General features: G+C 39.1%; 4 protein-coding genes. 2 read left to right on the plus strand and 2 right to left on the minus strand.

Going from position 1 to position 3,426, the window contains the following annotated elements; all coding sequences use genetic code 11:
• Positions 1 to 189: 189 nt before the first annotated feature.
• Together AACV20_RS11365 and AACV20_RS11370 are read right to left on the minus strand one after the other, a co-directional pair.
• The gene (locus AACV20_RS11365) at positions 190 to 687 is read right to left on the minus strand and encodes a hypothetical protein (RefSeq protein WP_094183051.1); all 498 of its coding nucleotides are present in this window, start codon (positions 685 to 687) and stop codon (positions 190 to 192) included.
• Positions 653 to 997, minus strand: coding sequence for a hypothetical protein (locus AACV20_RS11370; protein WP_170908073.1), 345 nt, complete (start codon positions 995 to 997; stop codon positions 653 to 655). Before AACV20_RS11370 ends, AACV20_RS11365 begins: the two co-directional genes overlap by 35 nt.
• Positions 998 to 1,289: 292 nt before the next feature.
• On the opposite strand from AACV20_RS11370, the gene AACV20_RS11375 reads away from it, so the two are divergent.
• Entirely contained in the window at positions 1,290 to 1,835 is a 546-nt protein-coding gene (locus AACV20_RS11375; protein ID WP_055045063.1) for a GNAT family N-acetyltransferase, read from the plus strand.
• A 992-nt stretch (positions 1,836 to 2,827) separates the two neighbouring features.
• Entirely contained in the window at positions 2,828 to 3,145 is a 318-nt protein-coding gene (locus AACV20_RS11380; protein ID WP_142993762.1) for a DUF4144 domain-containing protein, read from the plus strand.
• Positions 3,146 to 3,426: the final 281 nt, after the last annotated feature.

Consider the following 3,426-nt stretch of genomic DNA (forward strand, 5'->3'; position numbering starts at 1 on the left):
AGCGCTCTAACAAACGGCTCAAGAGGGATTGTCAACGCGTGGTGGCTTTAGTACAAAATTGAAGCTCAGTGTTTACAGTGGTTTTTTAAGTTCGGCGGTGCGTTGTCAACCCCTTAGCCGGGCGTTAACTGCTTTAGCCAACGGAAGATACTTCCTCAAATCTAAGGATGTTTTGAGGAAGTAATGGAATTAAAAAGGTGAGAATAAATCAAATGGATATTGATACTGATGAAGTTGAGAAACTCGTTTAAGTTCTTTTTCATCAAGTTTTTCTATGATTTTTACTCCTTCAGGGTCAATGGAGTCATACGTCCTTAGTTTTATATACTCATTTAATGGCTGTTCTTCTCCAATGATTGCTAATTCAACAGCTGCTGCAATATATGCAATTTCTTCACTTTGTGAGCACCGCTTTTGAGCTTTTTTGTAAAGCTCAAATAAAACTATCCTTTGTGTTTGTTCTGGTAGTGACTTTAACCAAGGGTCATCTATTGTCACAGGACGTTTTTTCAGAGTTGAACATTCTTTCATTTTGTCATCTAGAGCTTGATATTTATTAGCAAGATCAAACTGTAAATCTTGCTTGCCTTCAATAAATGATGCTAAAGAAGTACTAGAGTAAAGCAAGCTAGTTAATAACAGTGGCATTAATTTAAAATGAGTTGTAAACACATTTCCAAAAATCATAATCCTTTCCTTTTGCGTAAAGCATCTGGTTGTAAGAAATATACTCAAGTCTTTCTCTTTTTATTTGTGGTATCGCCATGATTGCTTCTGAAAAGCTTTTCCAATCGTATGTATATGCGTTCCAACCTGCTGAGGTTATTGCTACACCAGCATAAGAATTACGCCCTGCAAAGATTTGATAAAACGGCAATAGATTTATGATACTTTCCAGATAGTTACTCATTTGAATAACGTTGTTCATATCATTAATACCTTCAAGAGTTCTTGAAGTAGGTGTAAAGTTTTTTATATTGCAAAAATCACCTTTCATAAGATTTTACCAATAAATTATCCAGTTGGCCTGATACTATCTCAGTTGTATATTCTTCAAAACCAATGAGTTATAAATCTGAACAAAGATCACTAAATGCTAGGTTGTACATAGAGGTTGTAACCGCATAATGAGCTTACGTATTCAGGCAGTTAACAAACGGCTCAAGAGGGATTGTCAACGCGTGGCGGCTTTAGTACAAAATTGAAGTTCAGTGTTTACAGTGTGTTTTTTGAGTTCGGCGGTGCGTTGTCAACCCCTTAGCCGGGCGTTATGTTTTTAAGAGGAAATCATGTTTACATTGGATGTTGATACCGATCTGAAACTGGCTTTGGTTACTCCCAAGTTTGCTTCGGCCTATCTTGAAATTGTCAGTCGAGAGAGGGAATACTTGAGTCAATGGTTAGCTTGGCCTCCTCATGCAACCAATGAAGAGTTTTTTCTTAGCTTTATCAAAAGTTCATTGCATGATTATGCTGATGGAAAATCCTTAGTTTGTGGGATGATTTACCAAGATAAGTTGGTTGGAAATATCAGTTTTAACAGTATTAACCGTCAACTTAAAAAAGTAGAGATTGGCTACTGGTTAAGCTCTGAATACCAAGGTAAAGGTATCGTGAGTAAGTCAGTTTTAAAACTGACCGACTTGGCTTTTACTGAGTTTGATATGGAAAAGGTTCAGATATCAGCAGCAAGCGAAAATATTCCAAGTCGTAATGTATGTGAACGTTTAGGTTTCTCGCTTGAGGGCATAATCAGTCGCGCAGAAAATTTGAATGGCCGAGTTGTAGATCATGCTGTTTATGGTCTAAATCGTACCCATTGGCCCAAAACATAACAAACGCTTCAAGAGGGACAGCCAACGCGCGGCATTTTTACTATGCGTTGGTTTTTGTGATTACGGTGTTATGCGGAAGCTTGGCAGTAGCGTTGGCTGCCCCTTAAGCGGGCGTTAGGCAACTCAGGTAAATTTAGGGATTCAATCTTTTGGGATTTCTCTGACCATTCGTTTTGTGTTGTCGGCAAATGAGCACTTTCACCCTCAAATTCGTGGTTAACTCAAACCGTAAAACAGGCAAGGTTCTTTGTTTGCCTCAATGAGTTTTGGTGCTGGTTTGTTGCCAATTCAGCGTGCGCAAAGAGTGGAAAGAGCAAGTTATTCGAGCATTTTGCACTTGCTGAAAGTCTTGCTTGTTGAGTTTGTCTGATTCAAAAGCTTGGTTGGTTGCTGAAAGGTGGGCTTTGTTTTGGCTGCTTATTTATCACGGTTCTTACTTGGGTTGGTTCTTGAATCACTCAACCATTGCAATCGTGGCTTTTGATCGAGTAAAGTCAGTTTATCTTATTGAATTTGCATAACAAACGGCTCAAGAGGGATTGCCAACGCTTGGCGGCTTTGGTGCAAAATTGAAGTTCAGCGTTTACAGTGTGTTTTTTGAGTTCGGCGGTGCGTTGTCAACCCCTTAGCCGGGCGTTAGGCAAGGTGAGTTTTTATCAGCTAAAACGAGTTTGAATTGAGCTGTAAATCCACTTTTTCCTGGCTTAACTTGTTCGATAAATCGTCATCACATATTTGTTGTTTCTTTGCTGAGTTAGAGTTTTGGTTTATAAATGAATCGGTTAGTTTGCTTAAAATTTACAAAAAAAGCTCGTTCTTTAGTTTTGAAAGTGTCAGTGTCAATCGGTTGGCCTAACAAACGGTTAAAGAGGGATTGCCAACGCTCGTCGATTTTAATGCAAAATTGAAGTTCAGTGTTTACAGTGCGCTTTTTAAGTTCGGCGGTGCGTTGTCAACCCCTTAACCAGGCGTTATGTTTATTGGAGAAATTCATGGTCAATTGGCCTTGTATCCTGAAATTGGATGGTGACGATGAGCTCATTTATTTGGGCTCAGAAACTGACTTGAACTGCGAATGTGTGGGGCTGATTTTTAGCTCAGATGATCGAGTAATCGATTCTGAAGGTTTTGTATATTCATTGGTTTCAGATGCTTCAACAGCGGTTAACTTGGTTGGAAACTCAGTCCAGATTTCAGCAGAAGATGCATCAAGATTGATTCAATGTCACGAATTTTGTCGAGCTGAAGTTTGTTTGACAAAAATTCAATTTGAGACGGTAAGTGACGCAATTAAGTGCCTGAAATCTTAGGCTAAATAAACATAACAAACGGTTCAAGAGGGACTGCCAACGCGTGGCGATTTTTGTTCAAATCGGCCTTTGTGATTACGGTTGTTATTTTGAGTTCAGTGTTTTGCGTTGTCAGCCCCTTAACCGGGCATTATATGTCATCTAGTTCTGCGTTCTATACCGCATATGAAATAGCATCTTTACTTTGTTGAGCGGTCGGCTTCTATTGTCTACAATAGCGCACTTTTTTACATATTTTAGGTTATGAATATGAACGACACTACAGCTAAACCCGCTTTGCC

Source organism: Vibrio sp. B4-6 (assembly GCF_963888245.1).
Lineage (GTDB): Bacteria > Pseudomonadota > Gammaproteobacteria > Enterobacterales > Vibrionaceae > Vibrio > Vibrio anguillarum.